Here is a 16,421-nt window from a genome sequence, read left to right as displayed (position 1 = left end):
AGCGCCTCAGGCGGCCTGGACGCTCACGGGCAGGCCGAGCTTCGCCGCGAGCCGCGATGTCGGGCACGGACGCGCGCCCTCGTGCCCCAGCAGCGCCTGGATCCGGCGGACGCAGGAGCCGCAGTCGGTGCCGGCCTTGCAGCCCTTGGCCACCTGTCGGGGGGTCTTCGCGCCCTCGGATATCTCCTGACGGACCCGCTCCTCGGTGACCGCGTGGCACACGCACACGTACATCGGGGTCCTCCAAGTCGACCAGGCAAATGAGCTAAGGCTTACCTTACTCAACTTCTCCCGGAAGCGGGAAGGCCCCTCCGGTCGAAACCGGAGGGGCCTTCATCACACTCGGGCGTCACCCCTCAGCGCAGCATCTCCGCGACGAGGAACGCCAGGTCCAGGGACTGGCTGCGGTTGAGGCGCGGGTCGCAGGCCGTCTCGTAGCGCTGGTGCAGGTCGTCGACGAAGACCTCGTCGCCGCCGCCCACGCACTCCGTGACGTCGTCGCCGGTCAGCTCGACGTGGATGCCGCCGGGGTGGGTGCCGAGCGCCCGGTGGACCTCGAAGAAGCCCTTGACCTCGTCGAGCACGTCGTCGAAGCGGCGGGTCTTGTGGCCGGTGGCGGCCTCGAAGGTGTTGCCGTGCATCGGGTCGCAGATCCAGGCGACCTGCGCGCCCGACGCGGTGACCTTCTCGACCAGGTTCGGCAGCAGGTCGCGGACCTTGCCCGCGCCCATCCGGGTGATGAACGACAGCCGGCCCGGCTCGCGGTCCGGGTCGAGGCGGTCGATCAGCGTCAGCGCGTCGTCGACCGAGGTGGTCGGGCCGAGCTTCACGCCGAGCGGGTTGCGGATCCTCGACGCGAACTCGATGTGCGCGTGGTCCAGCTGCCGGGTGCGCTCGCCGATCCAGACCATGTGGCCGGAGACGTCGTACAGGTCGCCGGTGCGCGAGTCGGTGCGGGTCAGCGCCGTCTCGTAGTCCAGCACCAGCGCCTCGTGCGAGGAGAAGAACTCGACCGTCTTGAACTCCTCCGGGTCCACCCCGCAGGCGTTCATGAAGGCCAGCGCGTTGTCGATCTCCTTGGCCAGACGCTCGTAACGCTGGCCGGAGGGCGAGTTGCGCACGAAGTCCTGGTTCCACGCGTGCACCTGGCGCAGGTCCGCGTAGCCACCGGTGGTGAACGCGCGGACCAGGTTCAGCGTGGACGAGGACGCGTGGTACATCCGCTTGAGGCGCTCCGGGTCCGGGATGCGCGACTCGGGCGTGAAGTCGAAGCCGTTGACGGAGTCGCCGCGGTAGACCGGCAGGGTCACCCCGTCGCGGGTCTCGGTCGACTTCGAACGCGGCTTGGAGTACTGCCCGGCGATCCGGCCGACCTTGACCACCGGCACGGAGGCGGCGTAGGTCAGCACGACGGCCATCTGGAGCAGCGTCTTGAGCTTGTTGCGGATGTGGTCCGCGGAGACGGCGTCGAAGGCCTCGGCGCAGTCGCCGCCCTGGAGCAGGAACGCCTCACCGCGCGCGACCGCCCCCAGGCGGGCGCGCAGCTGGTCGCACTCGCCGGCGAAGACGAGCGGCGGATACGAGGCGAGCTCCGCAAGCACCTTGCGCAGAGCCTCGGAATCCGGCCATTCAGGCTGCTGCGCCGCGGGAAGGGACAGCCAGGAGAAGTCCTGGGCGGTGGTGTCAGCGTTCACGGTCACGCTGCAAGGCTACGTGGTCACGGAAACGAATTGGGCACGACGCCCGATGGGTGAGACACGTCGTGGAACGTCACCCTCCGCCGGGAACGTCCGCTACGCTCGTGTCCGTGAACGCGCAGTACACCTACTCCTGGTGGTGGACCGTCCCCGAGGCGGCCCACTAGCTCGCGTACCCACGCAGACTCCAGCGGCCGCCCCTCGGGGCGGCCGTTTCGCGTCCGACGCGGCCTCCCCGAGGAGCGGTCCACCCGACCCGACTCCCGACCGCGCCAGGAAGGCCCTTCCGTGAACGACGCGACCGACGCGCCCGACGTGCCCGCCCTCATCGCACGGCTGCTGGACGCACCTGAGCCCTTCGCCCTGCTGCACCGCCGCACGCCGCGCCTGGCCCCCGACACCGTGGAGCTGCTGATCGGCGAGGTCGGCGCCTACGCGACGCTGGCCGAGCTGCCGCTGCCCGCGGGCGCACCCGCCTCCGGCCGGCCCGAGCACGACCTGCTGGCCCTCGTCCCCTACCGGCAGATCCGCGAGCGCGGCTTCGAGGCCCGCGACGACGGCACCCCGCTGCGCGCCCTGCGCGTGCGCGAATCCCACCGCCTCCCGCTGGCCGAGCTGCGCGCGGCGCTGCCGCAGCGGCCGGTCGCGCTGCGCGACGGCTCCTTCGACGTCGACGACGACGCGTACGCCGAGATCGTGCGCAAGGTCATCGCGGACGAGATCGGACGCGGCGAGGGCGCCAACTTCGTGATCCGCCGCGACTTCACCGCCACCCTCGCCGACTTCTCCCCCGCGCTCGCGCTCACCCTCTTCCGCCGCCTGCTGGAGCAGGAGCGCGGCGCGTACTGGACCTTCCTCGTCCACACGGGCGACAGGGTGTTGGTCGGGGCCAGCCCCGAGGTCCACGTGCGGCAGACCGGCGGCACGGTCGTGATGAACCCGATCTCCGGCACCTACCGCTATCCGGCCTCCGGCCCGACGCTCGACTCGCTGCTGGCCTTCCTGCACGACCCGAAGGAGCTGGAGGAGCTCACCATGGTCGTGGACGAGGAGCTGAAGATGATGTGCCAGGTCGGCGACCTGGGCGGCCAGGTCCTCGGCCCGCGCCTGAAGGAGATGGCGCACCTCGCCCACACCGAGTACGAGCTGCGCGGCCGCACCTCGCTCGACGTGCGCGAGGTGCTGCGCGAGACCATGTTCGCGGCGACCGTCACCGGCAGCCCGGTCGAGAACGCGACCCGGGTCATCTCGCGCTACGAGCCCACCGGGCGCGGCTACTACTCCGGCGCGCTGGCCCTGATCGGCCGCACGGCGGGCGGCGCGCAGACGCTCGACTCCCCCATCCTGATCCGCACCGCCGACATCGACCCGGCCACGGGACGCCTCGCCGTCCGCGTCGGCGCGACGCTGGTGCGCCACTCCGATCCGGCGTCCGAGGTCGCCGAGACCCACGCCAAGGCGGCCGGGGTGCTGGCGGCGATCGGCGCCGTCCCGGCGCGCCCGGCGCGCGGCGGCGCGACGCCTCTGCTCGCGGAGAACCACCGCGTCCAGGCGGCGTTGGACTCCCGGCGCAGGAACCTCTCGCCGTTCTGGCTGCGGATGCAGACGCCCTCGCCGACGGAGGCGGCAGAGGCGGCGGCGCCGGACGGGGGATCGCACTGCCTGGTGGTCGACTGCGAGGACACCTTCACCTCGATGCTCGCCCACCTGCTGCGTTCGCTCGGCCACCGGGTGACCGTTCGCCGCTGGGATGCCCCGGGCCTGGCGGACGCCGTCGCCGCGCACAAGGGCCCGCTGGTGCTCGGCCCCGGCCCCGGCGACCCGGCGGCGGACGACCCGAAGATGAACACGATGCGCGCGCTCGTCGCCTCGCTGCTGGCCGCCGGCCGCCCGTCGGGCTTCCTGGCGGTCTGCCTCAGCCACCAACTGCTGTGCGAGGCACTGGGACTGCCGCTGCGTCGGAAGGCCACCCCGTACCAGGGCGCGCAGGAGCGGATCGCCCTGTTCGGCCGGGAGCGGACGGTCGGCTTCTACAACACGTTCACGGCGCGGGCGGACGAGGCGGCGGCGCGGGAGCTCGCCGCGCGCGGCGTCGAGGTCAGCCGGGACGCCGCGACGGGCGACGTCCACGCGCTGCGCGGGCCCGGGTTCGCGGGGCTCCAGTTCCATCCGGAGTCCGTGCTGACGCTCGACGGGCTCGCGATCGTGCGGGAGGCGCTCGAACGGCTGGTGCCGCAGACGGCGTGACCGCCTGGCCCCGCGCCCGTCAGGGGCGGCAGAGCCGCTCGGGGTTCGGGTCCAGTTCGCGCATGCAGCCCGCCGTCTTGGAGAAGGCGTCCGCGCCGACCCGGTCGACGACCCGCTCGCGCAGCGCGCCCGCGAGGGCCAGGGCCGCGTCCATCGCGACGCGCCGGCCCTTGTCCGTGAGCGAGGCCAGGACCACGCGGCGGTCCGCCGCGCTCGGCTGACGGAGGATCAGCTCCGCCTCCGTCAGCCGGTCGGCGACCTTCGTGGTGCCCGCCGTGGTGAAGTTCAGGGTCGCGGCCAGCTGGTTCATCGGCGCGGCCTGCTCCGGCGCGGTCAGCAGGAACCACAGCACCTGGAACTCCGACGGCGCGATGCCGGCCTTCGCGTCGACGTCGGCCAGCAGCTGGTCGGTGAGGCGGCGGAAGCCCGCCTGGAGCGTGTTCCACTCATCCAGCAGCGCCAGGTCCGCCGCGTCCGGACAGTTCTCGGCCATCCCCCGACCTTTCGTACGAATCGACCGCTCTTGCCCAGGGTAGCAATGCGGGTTAATGTCTAACTAGCTACTTAATACTCAGCTAGCTATCCAGCGAGAGGTTCATTCGCCATGTCCGTCACCCTGCCCGCCGGCCGCTACCGCCTCGACCCCAGCGCCTCAGAGGTGCGCATCCAGCACCGGACGATGTGGGGTCTGGTCACCGTCAAGGGCCGCTTCACCGAGGTGAGCGGCGTCGGGGAGGTCCCCGCCGACGGCGGGCCCGCGTCCGGGACGCTGACCCTGGCCGCCGCCTCCCTGGACACCGGCCACACCAAGCGCGACATCCACCTGCGGTCCGCCGACTTCTTCGACAGCGAGAGCTTCCCTGAGCTGGTCTTCACCGCCACCGAGGCCGCGCCGCGGAACGACGGCACCGTCGCGCTCACCGGCGAGCTGACCGTCCGCGGCGTCACCGAGCCGCTGACGCTGACCGGGACCGTGACCGGACGCACCGACCAGACCGTCACCGTGGCCGTGGAGACCGTCATCGACCGGGACCGCTTCGGCCTGGGCTGGAACAAGCTGGGCATGATGAAGGGCCTGACCGCCGTCAACGTCAGCGCCACCTTCACGCGCGACCAGGGCCTCGCAGGTGGATCAGGCCGGGCCTAGGCCTGCTCGTCCTCGTCGAGCCCGGCGGCGATGGCGTAGCGGACCAGCTCCACCCGGTTGTGCAGTTGGAGCTTGCCGAGGGTGTTCTGCACGTGGTTCTGGACCGTGCGCGGGGAGAGCACCAACCGGTCGGCGATCGCCTTGTACGGCAGGCCCTTGGCCACCAGGCGCAGCACCTCCGTCTCGCGCTCGGTCAGTCTCGGCGCGTCGCCGCGGTCCTGACCCGCCGGGACGGGCTCGGCCGCGAGGCGGCGGAACTCGCCGAGGACCAGCCCGGCGAGGCCAGGGGTGAACACGGCGTCGCCCGCCGCCGTGCGGCGCACCGCGTCGATCAGCTCCTCGCGGCTGGCGGACTTGACCAGATACCCGGTGGCGCCGGACTTGACCGCCTCCAGGACGTCGCCGTGCTCGCCGCTGGCGGACAGCACCAGCACGCGCGGCGCCGCGTCACCCGTCATCAGCTGGCGGCAGACCTCGACGCCCGGCTGGTCCGGCAGGTTGAGATCGAGCACCACCACGCCCGGGGAGACCGCCCGGCCGCGCTGGACCGCCTCGCGGGCGTCGCCCGCGGTGGCCACGACCTCGAAGCCGGCGTCCGCAAGGTCCCGCGCCACGGCCTCACGCCACATCGGGTGGTCGTCGACCACCATCACCCGTATCGCCTCGCCCATCGCTTCCCCTCCCGCTGACGCCTGCTGACGGCCCTGCTGACGGCTCTACTGACGGCTCTGCTGACGCTGTTTCGGCACCCGCAGCTCCACCTCGGTGCCCTGTCCGGCCGCCGAGAAGATCTCCGCACTGCCGCCGAGATCGCGCAGTCGGCCGCGGATCGACTGCGAGACGCCCAGCCGGCCCTCGCGCTCCGCCTCGGCCAGGCGCGCCGGATCGAAGCCGGGACCCTCGTCGCGCACGCTCACGATCACGGAGTCCGGCTCGTCCTCGACCAGGATCCACGCCTGGGCCTGCTCGCCCACGTGCTGACGGACGTTGTCCAACGCGGCGCCGACCGCCGCCGCCAGTTCGCTCGCCGCCTGGGCGGGCAGCAGCACCGCCGTCCCGGGCTGGGCCACGCTGACCCGCTGGTCCGACAGCGGCGCCAGCAGGATCCGCAGGTCCTGCGGGGTGCTCGGGTCGACCGGCGCCTCGGCCGCGCGAACGGGGCCGGCCGGTTCGGCCGGACCGAGACCGCTGGTGATCAGGCGGCGCAGCGCCACCTCCTGCTCACCGGCCAGGCTCGCGATCTCCGCGGCCTCCCCGCCGAGCTCCAGTCCGCGCCGCTTCACCAGCGACAGCACCTGCAGCACGCCGTCGTGGATGTCCCGGGCCAGCCGCTCGCGCTCCCGGGTCGCCGCCTGGATCTCCAGCGCGCGGGCGAGCGTCTCCTCGCTCTTGCGGGCCAGGTCGATGACGAAGCCGATGGCGACGCCCGAGAGCAGCAGCAGCACGATGTTGTGCAGGTTCGAGGAGTCGAGCTTGCCCGCCTCGATGACGTTGGCGACGCCGACCACCGTCCCGGCGAACGCCGCCGGGAGCCAGCCGCCGTAGGCGGCGAAGCCGAGCACGCTGCCCGCCGCGCGGATGGTCGGCAGGGTGACGTCCCCGTCGTGCACGTAGACCGGGGCGTCGAAGGCGCGGGTCAGCAGGATGCCCAGCACCACCAGGGCGAGGTCCGCGAACAGCCAGCGGCGGCCGCAGTGCTCCTTGGACCAGAAGACCTTGACGGTGCCCAGCGTCCAGACCGACAGGACGCCCATGTAGATCCAGGCGCCGAGCATGTTCGTGTAGTGCTGCTCGTGCTGGGCGTACCGGCCGATCGCGTAGAGCAGCGTCAGCACGCGGAACGCGCTGATCGCGATCCACAGCGGCTGCTCGACGGAGAACGAACCGCCGACGGCGACCGCTGCGCTCCTCGGCTTCCCCCCGACGTCCTCCACGTCCCCTCCTACTGCTCCTGCTGGTCCTGCTGACTCTGCGCAGCCTGCTTGGCCTGCTGCTTCTCGTGCTGCTTCTCCTGCTTCTCCTGCTTCTTCGCCTCCTGCATCGCGCGCTTGGCGGCGGTGGCGTAGACGTCCACGTACTCCTGCCCGGAGAGGCGCATGATCTCGTACATCACCTCGTCGGTGACCGAGCGCAGGATGAAGCGGTCGTTCTCCATGCCGTGGTAGCGGGAGAAGTCCATCGGCCGGCCGATCCGGATGCCGGGGCGCACGCCGAGCTTCGGCAGCACCTGGCCCGGGGGCTGGAGCTTCTCGGTGTCGATCATCGCGACCGGGATCACCGGCGCGCCGGTGGCCAGGGCGATGCGGGCCACGCCGCCGACCTTGCCGCGGTAGAGGCGTCCGTCGGGCGACCGGGTGCCCTCGGGGTAGACGCCGAAGAGCTCGCCGCGCTCGATGACCTCGATGCCGCTGCGGATCGCGGCCTCACCGGCCCCGCGCACACCGGAACGGTCCACCGGGAGCTGCCCGACGCCCTTGAAGAAGGCGGCCGTCAACTTGCCCTTGATACCCGTCCCGGTGAAGTACTCGGACTTGGCGATGAAGGTCACCCGGCGCTTCGGGATCAGCGCGGGAAGGAAGAACGAGTCGGAGAACGAGAGGTGGTTGCTGGCCAGAATGGCCGGGCCCTCCTCGGGGATGTTCTCCATCCCGTCGACCCACGGACGGAAGAAGACCTTCAGCATCGGGGCGACGATCAACTTCATCAGCCGGTAGAACAACCCTGACCTCCATACTCACCTGACCAACGAGAACCTTAGTCCGGTTCGCGCCAGTCTCCCTCCACCCGGAGGCAGGAGGAAGGCGGGCGGGAATACGGAAGCTGTACGCGCGCGTTGCCGACGTGCGACGATGGCGCGTACTGGCGCACCCGATTCGCCCCCACTTGGCCCACCCCTCGGGAAGGACCCGTCATGCCGCTGCTGCCCGGCGCCGAACCGTACCGCCATCACGGCGGGCCGGTGGGAATCCTGGTCTGCCACGGCTTCACCGGATCCCCGAGGTCGATGCGCCCCTGGGCGGAGCGGGCCGCCGCCGAGGGCTACAGCGTCTCCCTCCCGCTGCTGCCGGGCCACGGCACGCACTGGAAGGACCTCAACACCACCCGCTGGCAGGACTGGTACGCGACGGTGGAACGCGAGTACCTGGAGCTCGCGGAGGAGTGCGACCAGGTCTTCGTCTTCGGCCTGTCCATGGGCGGGCTGCTCTCGCTGCACCTGGCCGCGCAGCAGGGCCCGGGGGTCAGCGGCCTGGTGCTGGTGAACCCGCTGGTCAAGATGCCCGGACAGGCGCACGTCGCGCTGCCGGTGGTCCGCCACCTGGTGCCGAGCTTCCCCGGGATCGCCAGCGACATCGCCAAGCCCGGCGTCGACGAGGGCGGCTACACCCGCACCCCGCTGCACGCCGCGCACTCGATGAAGCAGCTGACGAAGATCGTCCAGTCCGAGCTGCCGTCGGTGACGCAGCCGCTGCTGCTCTTCCGCAGCCCCAAGGACAACGTGGTCTCGCCCGACAGCGGCCGGACCCTGTTGGAGCACGTCGGCTCGAAGGATCTCGAGGAGCGCCTGCTGGAACGCAGCCTCCACGTGGCGACGCTCGACTACGACGCGGAGCTGATCTTCGACGGGAGCATGGACTTCGTCCAGCGCCTGACCGTTCCCGTGGCGAAGGGCTGAGCGCGATGGCCGAGCCGGAGGGCGCGGAGCGCCCCGAACGATCCGGCCGTTCCGACGACGAGCTGTTCGCGGAGCTGGTGGCCGGCTTCGACGAGCCCGTCGCCGAGTCCGACCGCAGCTGGCCGGAGGCGGAGGACGTCTCCGCGTCCGACATGGGCCTGGGCGCACCGCAGGAGCGCCCGCGTCCGCCCGTCGTCCGCCCGCTCCCGATGGTCCAGGCGGTCCCGCCGGTCGACCCGCGCGCCTGGACGGCCGCGGAGGACCCGGACGACGAGCACTACACCCCGCCGGAGCCGCCCCCGCTGCCGCGGGCGCAGCCGGCGACGAAGCTGGCCCTGCTGGCCCTGGTCGTCGGCATCGCCCTGATCCTGCTGGGCGGCATCGGCGAGCTGCCGCAGGGGATGGCGACGTTCCTGGGCGTGTGCAGCATCGCCGGAGCGGTGGCGACGCTGGTGGTGCGGATGAAGGACCCGGACCCGGAGGACCACGACGACGACCCGAACCACGGCGCGGTCGTCTGAGGCCCGCGGGTTCACGCCGGTTCACGCCGGTTCACCCCGCTTCACGCCGCGGCGGGCACCCGTAGCACCGCGACGACCGGCAGGTGGTCGGTGGCGAGGACGAGGTCCCTCCCGCTCAGGGCGCCCAGCCCCGGGAGGCCCTCGCCCGGGACGCCGCAGGCCAGCACCTCGACCCCGCTGGTGGCGAAGACGCCGTCGATGCGCTGGTACGGGTGCTTCGGCACGCTGCTGAACTCGTTCCCCCACGGGCGGGTCGTCCAGCCGTCCTGGAGGCGGGAGGCCAGCAGATCCCAACCGCGCTCTCCCGGGTGCTCGTTGAAGTCCCCGCCGACGACCGAGTGCGCCACGCCGAGGCCGCCGAGGTGGTCCAGCAGGAGCTCGAACTGCTCGTACCGCTCCCCGGAGTCCAGGGACAGGTGACAGCTCGTCACCGAGAACGGCGCCGCGGCGCCCAGCCGGACCACGGTGGTGGCGAAGCCGCGCTGGTGCAGCTCCGGGCGGCGGGGCAGCCAGATGTCGTGGGTGGAGAGCGGCACCGCCCGCAGGCGGCCCAGCAGCAGCGGACCGGAGGCGGACCTGCCGCCGCTGAGCACCATCAGCCCCGCCGAGCGCGCCAGCCAGGCGGCCTGGGGGCGGGGGAACCAGAAGCGCGGGGACTCCTGGACGCAGACCAGGTCCGGTTCCAGCGCCCGCAGCACGCGCACCACCGCGGTGCGGTCGTCCCGCAGGCTGCGGATGTTGTAGCTGACGACCCGAACGATCTCCGAGCCGTCCCGCTGCGGCCCGGAGGGCGGCAGCTCCGTCTGGTGCACGAGCGAGTCCATGCCTTCGAGTCTGACAAAACAACAGTGCCCGCACCGGGAAACGGCGCGGGCACATCGTGTGGAGATCGTGCGGCGTGGTGGTCGGAGCCCGGCGGGGGTCAGACGCGGGCGAGGTCCGCGGCGCCGATGATGCCGGCGGCGGAGCCGATGGTGGCGAGCACGACCTCGGCGCGGGGGCGGTGGACGCCGCCGATGAGGTACTTCTCGAAGGCCTTGGCGACCGGGTCGAGGAGCAGGTGGCCGGAGTCGGAGACGCCGCCGCCGAGGACGAAGACGGCCGGGTCGAAGAGGGAGGCGAGGTCGGCCAGGCCGCGGCCGAGCCAGTCGGCCAGCTCGTCGTAGACGTCGAGGGCCATCGGGTCGCCCTCCTGGGCGGCCTGGGTGATCTGGCTGCCGGTGATCGTCTCGGCGACGCCCTCGTTCAGCTCCAGCAGCCGCTTGCCGCGCAGCGGATCGGCGGCCGCGGCCTCGCGGCCGTAGCGGCGCAGGGCGCGGCCGGAGCTGTACTGCTCCCAGCAGCCCTTGGAGCCGCAGCCGCAGGGAAGGCCGTCGGGGACCATGTTCAGGTGGCCGATCTCGCCGGCCACCCCGAAGCTGCCGCGGTGCATCCGGCCCTCGATGACAATGCCCCCGCCGATGCCCGTCCCCACCGTGACCATGATCATGTCCTGGTGGCTGGCCGCGGCGCCGAAGCGGAACTCGCCCCAGGCGGCCGCGTTGGCATCGTTCTCGACCACCGTCGGCAGGTGGACCAGATCCTCGATACGGGCCTTCAGCGGCTCGTTCTCCCAGGCGATGTTGGGCGCCATCAGGACCGTGGAGCGGTCGCGGTCGATGTAGCCGGGAGCGCCGACGCCGACGGCGACGACGTCGTGCTCCTCGCGCAGCTCCTTGATCGCGTCGGCGATGGCGCCGACGGCCCACTGCGGATCGGCGGGCGTCGGCACGCGGGTGCGCGCCAGGATCGCCCCGTTCTCGTCCACGACCCCGGCCGCGATCTTCGTGCCGCCGACGTCGACGCCGATGGTGAGTCCCATGTGTCCCTCAGTCTCCGGTGGATCCCCGCTGGGCGGTACCGTACATTAGCCGAAGACAGGAAGGCGAGAGTGTTCCGGGTCGACTTCAGAAGTCGAAAACAAATCTCCTCTTTCTGCGTCAGCTCCGGCCTCGGAGGTCTAGTCCAGGTCGATCTGTTCGGTCCCGTTCTGCTTCGGCGCCGCCCAGCGGCGTTCGGAGGCTGAAACCGCAGCCCGGTACGCCGCGATCAGTTCGCCCCCCGCGGCCAGCAGGTGTCCGTACACGGCCGGGCTGCTGCTCCGCAGCGGCGCGGCGAGGTTCTGCAGCACCTCCATCGGGTCGCTCTGACCCGAGCTCAGCGCGGTCACCTTCTCGCTCACCGTCGAGGCGAACCGGCGGACCTCGTCCACGAGCGGGCCCAGATCCGCACCGAACGGCAGCTCGCCGCCGAACGGCGACCCCTCGCCGGCGTCGCCCCGCGCGCCCGCCCCGGCCCCGTCGCCCTCGACGTCGACCTGATCGGCGTCGGCCACCGGGACATGGTCCTCGGACACGGCCGGCTCCGCGTGCTCCTGCCCGCCGCTCCGTCCCGTGTTCTGCCCGGTGTTCTGGCCGGTGCTCTGCTCGGCGACGGCCTCCGCCCACACGTCCCCGCTGCGCTCCGCGGCGTTGTCCTCGGCACTGCTCATGACCCACTCCCCTCGTCGGCGTCTTCGCCTTCGACGTTACCTGGGAGAGGCGGGCCACAGGGAAGGGTCGGGGGCGAATCGCACGGTCAGCTCCCCGTCGCGGAGCGCGGCGCCCGCGACCGTGCAACGGCGCAGCGCCGAGGGGAGGGGGACGGCGCGACGGGTCCCGGCCACGCCGAGCAGCAGCTCGTCGCCGCGGCGGACCAGGTCGAGGTCGCCGCGTTCGGCGCCCGGCAGCGGGATGCGCCAGACCAGCACGCCCTCGGGGGTGTCGAGCCGGTCGGTGACGGCCCAGGCCGTCGCCTCACGGGCGGCCAGGACCGGCGCCTGGGGCCAGGCCGCCAGGGCGGCGGGCTCGGCCAGCGCGAACAGGTCGCCGCGCTCGGGCTCACGGCCGAGGTCCGGCACGGCGTGCACGGGCACGCCGCCCCAGGCCGTCTTGTCGGCCCAGTCCTCGGCGTTCGGCAGCTCGGCGCCGTCCACGATCACCGACTCCAATGGCAGCTGGTGCAGGGCCATCGCGGCCCGCAGCCGACGCAGCTGGGCGCGGGCGCGCGGGCCGCGCGGCGGGGCGACGACCAGCCGGACGGTGGTGCCGGGCGCGTCCAACGCGGTGCGGACGTCCGCCAGTTCGGCCGAGGCCCAGGCGCGGGCCTCGAACAGCCACTGCGCGGGCATCGGCACGCCCGCGAGCCCGGCCAGGATCGGGCGCAGCGCGCGGGCCGCCTGCCGCTCGTCGGGCAGCAGCCGGGCCAGGTAGGCGTCGAGCTGTGCGGGCAGCGCGAGCGCGGTCACCAGCTGCGCGACGGGCGGGGCGTCGACGACCACCAGGTCGTAGCCCGCGTCGTGGCCGCCCGCGCCCTCGGCGGCCGGGCCCGGCAGGGAGCGCAGCAGGTCGAGCAGGGCGAGCTCGCGGGCGCCGGGCAGGGCGGAGAGCTCGTCCGCCTCCAGCGGTTCGACGCCGAGCAGGTCGAAGAGGGGCCCGGCGCGTTCCATCAGCTTCAGGCCGGCGGCCCGGAAGGACGCCTGCTCGTCCAGCCGCAGCGCGAACAGCCCCGGCGCCAGCCCGGTCCGGGCTGGCGCGCCGCTCAGCTTGTGGTCGAGCAACCCGTCCACCGCGCGGTGCGGGTCGTCGGCGGCGACGAGCAGCACCCGCTCCCCCGACGCGGCCGCCTGCGCGGCGGTGGCGGCCGCGACGGTGCTGCGGCCGGCTCCGCCCGCGCCGGTGACCAGGACCAGCCGGGGCATCGCGGGTGCGGAGGACATCAGACGGCGAGTTCCTCGACGCGCTTCTTCAGACCGGCCAGCGCCCGGTCGATGATGACCTTCTCGGCCTTGCGCTTGATCATGCCCAGCATCGGGATCTTGACGTCCACGGCGAGCTGGTAGGTGACCTCGGTCCGCCCCCCGGCCTGGGCGAGGGTGTAGGAGCCGTCGAGGGACTTGAGCATCTGGCTCTTCACCAGGGTCCAGCTGACCTTGCGGTCGCCGTCCCAGGTGTAGGCGAGCACGTGCTCGTCCTTGATGGCCCCGGCGTCCAGCAGCAGTCGCACCTGCTCGGCGCGGCCGCCGTCGCCCTCGGCCAGGACCTCGATCTCCTTGACCTCGCCGGTCCACACCGGGTACGCGGCGAAGTCCGCGATCACGGCCATGATCGCGGCAGGGGTGGCCTCGATCGTGGTGCTCGACCTGGTGTGCTCCGCCATCGGGTGGCCTCCGCCTCTCAACCACGTGTCTTCGTGAACTGCTGTCTGCTGCCGCGAAGAGGCTATCGCGTCCGCGCAGGCGCGAAGCGCTCGGCCGTCCGGGCTCAGATGTCCAGGACCCAGGGGCGGCCGGTCGCGTTGAAGTGGCCGACGTTGACGCACTCGGTGCGGCCGATCCGCATCCGCCGGGCGAGCGGCTGGTGCACGTGCCCGAAAAGGGCGTACGCGGGCTGCGTCTCGCGGATCGCCGCCAGCACCGCCTCGCTGCCGCGTTCGAACCGGCGGGCGACGGTGTCGTAGGTCAGCTCGGGGACCGCGGGCGGGATGTGCGTGCACAGCACGTCGACCCGCCCCAGGGCCGCTACCTTGGCCGCGTACTCCTCGTCGGTGATCTCGAACGGGGTCCGCATCGGGCTCGGCAGCCCGCCGCCGACGAAGCCGAAGACCAGACCGCCGAGCTCGACCGTCTCCCCGTCCAGCACGGTGACCCCGGCGCGGGCGAACTCCGGCCACAGACGCGGCAGGTCGACGTTGCCGTAGGTGGCGTAGGTGGGCGCGGGGAAGGCGGCGAACAGCTCGGCGTACTGGCGGCGCACGGCGCCCTCGATCGCCTCGGCGCGGTCCATGCCGACGCCGGCCCACAGCTGGGCGGAGAAGGCGCGCGCGTCCTCGAAGCGGCGCTCGGTGCGCAGCCGCACCAGCTCGGTGGCGTTCGCCGCGCCGAACAGGTCGGGGAAGATGCCGCGGCTGTGGTCGGCGTAGTCGAGGAAGAGCAGCAGATCCCCGAGACAGACCAGCGCCTCCGCGCCCTCACCGGCGCGCGCCAGCGCCTCGCTGTTGCCGTGCACGTCACTGACCACATGGACCCGCATGGGCCCAACCCTAGGCCCCCACTACGCTGGTCATCAGTGTGACCCTGGAAACACCTGGCTGGTACATCTACCCCTTTGGTCCTACCCGCTAGTAACGTCCTGGCGTCCCAGCAGCGTCGCCGTGGCAGCGCCCATGTCGGTTGAGCGAGCAGCTCTGGCCGGACGGCGCGAGATGATCGAGGAGCAAGCTTTGCGCGAGTTCAGCCTTCCGGCCCTCTACCAGGTGCCGAGCGGCGGAAACCTCACCGATCTCATCCATGCCAACGCTGAGCGGTACCCCGATCTGCCGCTCGTCGCCCGCAAGGTCGACGGCGCGTGGCAGGACCGCACCGCCACCGAGTTCCTCGCCGAGGTGCGGGCCGCCGCCAAGGGCCTGATCGCCTCCGGTGTCGGCCCCGGGGACCGGGTGGGCCTGATGGCGCGCACCCGCTACGAGTGGACCCTGCTGGACTTCGCGATCTGGTGCGCCGGCGCCGTCACCGTGCCCGTGTACGAGACGTCCTCGGCCGAGCAGGTCGAGTGGATCCTCGGCAACTCCGGCGCGGTGGTCTGCGTCGCCGAACTGCCGCGCCACGAGGCCGTCATCGCCGAGGTGCGCGAGCGGCTGCCCCAGCTGAAGCAGGTCTGGCAGCTGGAGGCCGGAGGCCTCGACGAGCTGGTGAGAGCCGGCGCGGAGGTCTCCGACGCCGCCGTCGACGAGCGCCGCGCCACCCTCGGCCCGGACACCGTCGCCACCATCGTCTACACCTCGGGCACCACCGGCCGCCCCAAGGGCTGCATGCTCACCCACGCCAACTTCATGGCGGAGCTCGGCAACATCACCGCGCGGCTGACCCCGCTGTTCCAACCGGGCCACTCCTCGGTGCTGCTCTTCCTGCCGCAGGCGCACGTGCTGGGCCGGATCGCCGAGATCGCCGCCGCGATGGCGCCGATCCGCATCGGCCACGTCCCGGACATCAAGGAGGTCACCGCCGAGCTGGCCTCGTTCCGCCCGACGCTGATCCTCGGCGTGCCGCGCGTCTTCGAGAAGGTCTACAACGCCGCCCGCGCCAAGGCGCAGGCCGAGGGCAAGGTCAAGATCTTCGACCGCGCCGCCGAGACCGCCATCGCCTACAGCCGCGCGCTGGACACCCCCGGCGGCGCCTCGCTCGGCCTGAAGCTGCGTCACCGCCTGTTCGACGCGCTGGTCTACAGCAAGCTGCGCAACGCGCTGGGCGGCCGGGCCACCCACGCCATCTCCGGCGGCGCGCCGCTGGGCGAGCGGCTGGGCCACTTCTACCGCGGCATCGGCTTCACCGTGCTCGAGGGCTACGGCCTGACCGAGACCTGCGCGGCCACCGCCTTCAACCCGCACGACCGGCCGAAGATCGGCACCGTCGGCCAGCCGCTGCCGGGCTCCGCCGCCCGGATCGGCGACGACGGCGAGGTCCTGCTCAAGGGCCCGCAGGTGTTCGCCGGCTACTGGCAGAACCCGGAGGCCACCGCCGAGGCCCTGCACGACGGCTGGTTCGCCACCGGCGACATCGGCGAGCTGGACGAGGACGGCTACCTGAAGATCACCGGCCGCAAGAAGGAGATCATCGTCACCGCCGGCGGCAAGAACGTCGCCCCGGCCGTGATCGAGGACCGGGTCCGGGCGCACCCGCTGGTCGGCGAGTGCATGGTGGTCGGCGACGCCCGCCCGTTCATCGCCGCGCTGCTCACCGTGGACCCGGAGTTCTTCCCGACCTGGAAGCAGCTGCACGGCAAGCCCGAGAACGCCACGGTCACCGACCTCAAGGACGACGCCGACCTGCTGGCCGCCCTCCAGGCCGCGATCGACGACGGCAACGCGGCGGTCTCGCACGCCGAGGCGGTCAAGAAGTTCCGGGTCATCGACACGGTGCTCTCGGAGGACTCCGGCCACCTCACGCCCTCGCTCAAGCTGAAGCGCGCGGTCGTGATGAAGGACTTCAGCGCCGAGGTCGAGGCGCTGTACGCGAAGTGACGCCCTGACGGTGAGGGGCGGCGGGGGCCTCGGCCCCCGCC

At 72.4% G+C, this 16,421-nt stretch carries 17 protein-coding genes; 5 read left to right on the top strand and 12 right to left on the bottom strand.

What is annotated here, in order from left to right; all coding sequences use genetic code 11:
* Positions 1-6 precede the first annotated feature (6 nt).
* Together TR50_RS28710 and TR50_RS28705 are read right to left on the bottom strand one after the other, a co-directional pair.
* A complete protein-coding gene (locus TR50_RS28710) occupies positions 7-234 on the bottom strand; it encodes a (2Fe-2S)-binding protein (protein WP_042428427.1) in 228 nt (75 codons plus the stop codon).
* Between the two features lie 122 nt (positions 235-356).
* Positions 357-1,700: a class II 3-deoxy-7-phosphoheptulonate synthase gene (locus TR50_RS28705; RefSeq protein ID WP_042428426.1), complete on the bottom strand. Its 1,344-nt coding sequence runs from the start codon at positions 1,698-1,700 to the stop codon at positions 357-359.
* Positions 1,701-1,985: 285 nt separating this feature from the next.
* Here TR50_RS28705 and TR50_RS28700 point away from each other — a divergent pair, with 285 nt between their 5' ends.
* The gene (locus TR50_RS28700; protein ID WP_042428423.1) at positions 1,986-3,944 is read left to right on the top strand and encodes an anthranilate synthase family protein; all 1,959 of its coding nucleotides are present in this window, start codon (positions 1,986-1,988) and stop codon (positions 3,942-3,944) included.
* 19 nt (positions 3,945-3,963) lie between these two features.
* Here TR50_RS28700 and TR50_RS28695 read toward each other — a convergent pair whose 3' ends face one another.
* Positions 3,964-4,437, bottom strand: a complete 474-nt coding sequence (locus TR50_RS28695; protein ID WP_052441440.1) for a MarR family winged helix-turn-helix transcriptional regulator — start codon at positions 4,435-4,437, stop codon at positions 3,964-3,966.
* A 111-nt stretch (positions 4,438-4,548) separates the two neighbouring features.
* Between TR50_RS28695 and TR50_RS28690 the strand changes: the two genes are divergently transcribed.
* Complete coding sequence (locus TR50_RS28690) at positions 4,549-5,091, top strand: YceI family protein (RefSeq protein WP_042428419.1); 543 nt, start codon at positions 4,549-4,551, stop codon at positions 5,089-5,091.
* Here TR50_RS28690 and TR50_RS28685 read toward each other — a convergent pair.
* Genes TR50_RS28685 through TR50_RS28675 form a run of 3 tightly spaced genes read right to left on the bottom strand, consistent with a single transcriptional unit; the run spans position 5,088 to position 7,810 of the window.
* Positions 5,088-5,762: a response regulator gene (locus TR50_RS28685; protein WP_042428415.1), complete on the bottom strand. Its 675-nt coding sequence runs from the start codon at positions 5,760-5,762 to the stop codon at positions 5,088-5,090. The genes TR50_RS28690 and TR50_RS28685 overlap by 4 nt on opposite strands.
* 45 nt (positions 5,763-5,807) lie before the next feature.
* The gene (gene macS / locus TR50_RS28680; RefSeq protein ID WP_042428412.1) at positions 5,808-7,025 is read right to left on the bottom strand and encodes a MacS family sensor histidine kinase; all 1,218 of its coding nucleotides are present in this window, start codon (positions 7,023-7,025) and stop codon (positions 5,808-5,810) included.
* 8 nt (positions 7,026-7,033) lie between these two features.
* The gene (locus tag TR50_RS28675) at positions 7,034-7,810 is read right to left on the bottom strand and encodes a lysophospholipid acyltransferase family protein (protein WP_042428410.1); all 777 of its coding nucleotides are present in this window, start codon (positions 7,808-7,810) and stop codon (positions 7,034-7,036) included.
* 192 nt (positions 7,811-8,002) lie between these two features.
* Here TR50_RS28675 and TR50_RS28670 point away from each other — a divergent pair, with 192 nt between their 5' ends.
* Entirely contained in the window at positions 8,003-8,764 is a 762-nt protein-coding gene (locus TR50_RS28670) for an alpha/beta hydrolase (RefSeq protein ID WP_042428407.1), read from the top strand.
* A 5-nt stretch (positions 8,765-8,769) separates the two neighbouring features.
* Positions 8,770-9,285, top strand: a complete 516-nt coding sequence (locus TR50_RS43040; protein WP_052441439.1) for a hypothetical protein — start codon at positions 8,770-8,772, stop codon at positions 9,283-9,285.
* 41 nt (positions 9,286-9,326) lie between these two features.
* Here the strand turns inward: TR50_RS43040 and TR50_RS28660 are convergent, their stop codons facing one another.
* From TR50_RS28660 to TR50_RS28635, 6 genes are all read right to left on the bottom strand, one after another.
* Positions 9,327-10,109, bottom strand: coding sequence for an endonuclease/exonuclease/phosphatase family protein (locus TR50_RS28660; protein WP_042428403.1), 783 nt, complete (start codon positions 10,107-10,109; stop codon positions 9,327-9,329).
* 98 nt (positions 10,110-10,207) lie between these two features.
* Entirely contained in the window at positions 10,208-11,146 is a 939-nt protein-coding gene (locus TR50_RS28655; RefSeq protein ID WP_042428399.1) for an ROK family glucokinase, read from the bottom strand.
* 138 nt (positions 11,147-11,284) lie between these two features.
* The gene (locus TR50_RS43035) at positions 11,285-11,815 is read right to left on the bottom strand and encodes a DUF5304 family protein (protein WP_052441435.1); all 531 of its coding nucleotides are present in this window, start codon (positions 11,813-11,815) and stop codon (positions 11,285-11,287) included.
* 36 nt (positions 11,816-11,851) lie between these two features.
* Positions 11,852-13,081: an ArsA family ATPase gene (locus TR50_RS28645; protein ID WP_236654629.1), complete on the bottom strand. Its 1,230-nt coding sequence runs from the start codon at positions 13,079-13,081 to the stop codon at positions 11,852-11,854.
* Positions 13,081-13,521: an SRPBCC family protein gene (locus TR50_RS28640; protein WP_042428395.1), complete on the bottom strand. Its 441-nt coding sequence runs from the start codon at positions 13,519-13,521 to the stop codon at positions 13,081-13,083. Before TR50_RS28640 ends, TR50_RS28645 begins: the two co-directional genes overlap by 1 nt.
* A gap of 104 nt (positions 13,522-13,625) precedes the next feature.
* On the bottom strand, positions 13,626-14,393 hold the full coding sequence (locus TR50_RS28635) for a metallophosphoesterase family protein (RefSeq protein ID WP_042428392.1): 768 nt from the start codon (positions 14,391-14,393) through the stop codon (positions 13,626-13,628).
* Positions 14,394-14,583: 190 nt separating this feature from the next.
* Here TR50_RS28635 and TR50_RS28630 point away from each other — a divergent pair, with 190 nt between their 5' ends.
* Positions 14,584-16,380, top strand: coding sequence for an AMP-dependent synthetase/ligase (locus tag TR50_RS28630; RefSeq protein WP_042428388.1), 1,797 nt, complete (start codon positions 14,584-14,586; stop codon positions 16,378-16,380).
* Positions 16,381-16,421 lie beyond the last annotated feature (41 nt).

It is taken from the genome of Streptacidiphilus anmyonensis (assembly GCF_000787855.1).
GTDB lineage: Bacteria > Actinomycetota > Actinomycetes > Streptomycetales > Streptomycetaceae > Streptacidiphilus > Streptacidiphilus anmyonensis.
This window is presented reverse-complemented; position numbering and strand designations above follow the sequence as displayed.

What these genes read in the sequence shown, in the direction of transcription:
- TR50_RS28710 (WP_042428427.1), bottom strand. Translation starts at nt 234, where the DNA reads ATGTACGTGTGCGTGTGCCACGCGGTCACCGAGGAGCGGGTCCGTCAG.
- TR50_RS28695 (WP_052441440.1), bottom strand. Translation starts at nt 4,437, where the DNA reads ATGGCCGAGAACTGTCCGGACGCGGCGGACCTGGCGCTGCTGGATGAG.
- TR50_RS28690 (WP_042428419.1), top strand. Translation starts at nt 4,549, where the DNA reads ATGTCCGTCACCCTGCCCGCCGGCCGCTACCGCCTCGACCCCAGCGCC.
- TR50_RS28685 (WP_042428415.1), bottom strand. Translation starts at nt 5,762, where the DNA reads ATGGGCGAGGCGATACGGGTGATGGTGGTCGACGACCACCCGATGTGG.
- TR50_RS28670 (WP_042428407.1), top strand. Translation starts at nt 8,003, where the DNA reads ATGCCGCTGCTGCCCGGCGCCGAACCGTACCGCCATCACGGCGGGCCG.
- TR50_RS43040 (WP_052441439.1), top strand. Translation starts at nt 8,770, where the DNA reads ATGGCCGAGCCGGAGGGCGCGGAGCGCCCCGAACGATCCGGCCGTTCC.
- TR50_RS28660 (WP_042428403.1), bottom strand. Translation starts at nt 10,109, where the DNA reads ATGGACTCGCTCGTGCACCAGACGGAGCTGCCGCCCTCCGGGCCGCAG.
- TR50_RS28655 (WP_042428399.1), bottom strand. Translation starts at nt 11,146, where the DNA reads ATGGGACTCACCATCGGCGTCGACGTCGGCGGCACGAAGATCGCGGCC.
- TR50_RS43035 (WP_052441435.1), bottom strand. Translation starts at nt 11,815, where the DNA reads ATGAGCAGTGCCGAGGACAACGCCGCGGAGCGCAGCGGGGACGTGTGG.
- TR50_RS28645 (WP_236654629.1), bottom strand. Translation starts at nt 13,081, where the DNA reads ATGTCCTCCGCACCCGCGATGCCCCGGCTGGTCCTGGTCACCGGCGCG.
- TR50_RS28640 (WP_042428395.1), bottom strand. Translation starts at nt 13,521, where the DNA reads ATGGCGGAGCACACCAGGTCGAGCACCACGATCGAGGCCACCCCTGCC.
- TR50_RS28635 (WP_042428392.1), bottom strand. Translation starts at nt 14,393, where the DNA reads ATGCGGGTCCATGTGGTCAGTGACGTGCACGGCAACAGCGAGGCGCTG.